The organism is Synechococcus sp. R55.7 (assembly GCF_047461955.1).
In the GTDB taxonomy this organism is placed as follows: Bacteria; Cyanobacteriota; Cyanobacteriia; order Thermostichales; family Thermostichaceae; genus Thermostichus.
This window is the reverse complement of the sequence record NZ_JANSIC010000346.1, coordinates 1-1,400: the sequence shown is the minus strand read 5'-3', so window position 1 is coordinate 1,400 and position 1,400 is coordinate 1. Positions and strand designations below refer to the sequence as shown.

At 56.9% G+C, this 1,400-nt stretch carries 1 protein-coding gene and 1 pseudogene; both read left to right on the top strand.

The window, feature by feature from the left end:
- Nucleotides 1-98, top strand: a pseudogene (locus tag NW820_RS12370) (lipoyl synthase); the annotation flags it as partial.
- A gap of 97 nt (nucleotides 99-195) precedes the next feature.
- Nucleotides 196-1,329, top strand: coding sequence for a DUF389 domain-containing protein (locus tag NW820_RS12365; RefSeq protein ID WP_414407643.1), 1,134 nt, complete (start codon nucleotides 196-198; stop codon nucleotides 1,327-1,329).
- Nucleotides 1,330-1,400: the final 71 nt, after the last annotated feature.

Sequence of the window (1,400 nt, the reverse complement as noted above, 5' to 3'; positions counted from 1 at the left end):
GCTTTTTGCAGGTGGTGTCCTCCCCTCTCACCCGCAGCTCTTACCATGCCGAGGCCGTACAAGATTTGATGCGCCACTCTCCCAAAGGGGGATCCTGAGTAGCGGCTCTCCACCAAGTTAGACTGCTGAAAGCCCGAGGCTGGTGTGTTCCTGACACCGCCAAGGAGACCCAAGACCGGGAACCCAATCATGGATATGAACAGGATCCCTCCTTCTACTAGCAGCAGCTCAGAAACCGGCTTGGTTCCCTCACCCCAGGGTTGGCCACAGCCTCTCCGCTGGCGGCCACCACTGGTCACTCCAGAAGAATATGCCGAGTTGATGGTGGGATTGATGCGGGAGTCTCGCCTCAGCCTGAACTACTTGATGTTGGTGCTCGGCTCCTGTGTGATTGCCACGTTGGGGTTACTGGCCAATAGCCCGGCCGTGATCATTGGGGCGATGATCGTGGCTCCTTTGATGCTGCCGATTCGCGGCATGGCCATGGGGGCTTTAGATGGGAATGTGGTCTTGTTTCGTACAGGCATCCTGTCTTTGACCGTGGGAACTGGTATTGGGGTGGGGGTGTCTTTCCTGCTGGGGTGGTGGGTAGGTCTTCCCAATTGGGGCAGCGAAATTTTGGCCCGCACTCAACCCAACCTGTTGGATTTGGGAGTGGCGCTAGCAGCAGGGGGAATTGGCGCTTTTGCTAGGGTGCGCAAAGAGATCGCCGACAGTTTGGCAGGGGTTGCGATTGCTGTGGCCTTAATGCCGCCGGTGTGTGTGATTGGTTTGGGACTGGCCCATGCCGAGTGGGAGATCAGCCTAGGAGCAACCCTGCTCTATTCCACCAACCTGTTGGGGATTGCCCTGGCTTGCATGGTTACGTTTTTGCTGATGGGCTACGCCCCCTTGCACAAGGCCCGTTCTGGATTGGTGTGGATGTTCGGTTTGGTGATGGTGTTGCTGGTGCCGCTGGCAGCCAGTATGACTCAACTGCTGTATCAATCTCGGTTGGAATGGGCGCTACGAACCGCCTTGCTAAACAGAACCATCACCTTCCAACGGGTAACCCTATTGCGCAGCGAGTTTAACTGGGTGGTCAATCCCCCAGAAGTAGTGCTGTCGGTACGAGCAGACGAGCCGGTTACCCCCAGGCAGGTGACTTTGCTGGAGGAATTTGTGGCGGCGGAGGTAGGTCGCCCCTTTACCCTGATTTTTCAGGTGGTACAAGACCAAGAGGTGCGCCGAGAAATGCCTGCCCCAGAAGAGCCTGAGTCGGATCCCGAGGTTAACCCTACAGAGGCAACTCTTTCCCCACGACCGAGGGGGATTATTACCCCCTACTGAATCGCCGGGTGGGCTTGCTACAACGTCAGGGATCCCACATTTTGTTCTAACAACTGGGCCAGATCCTGCAG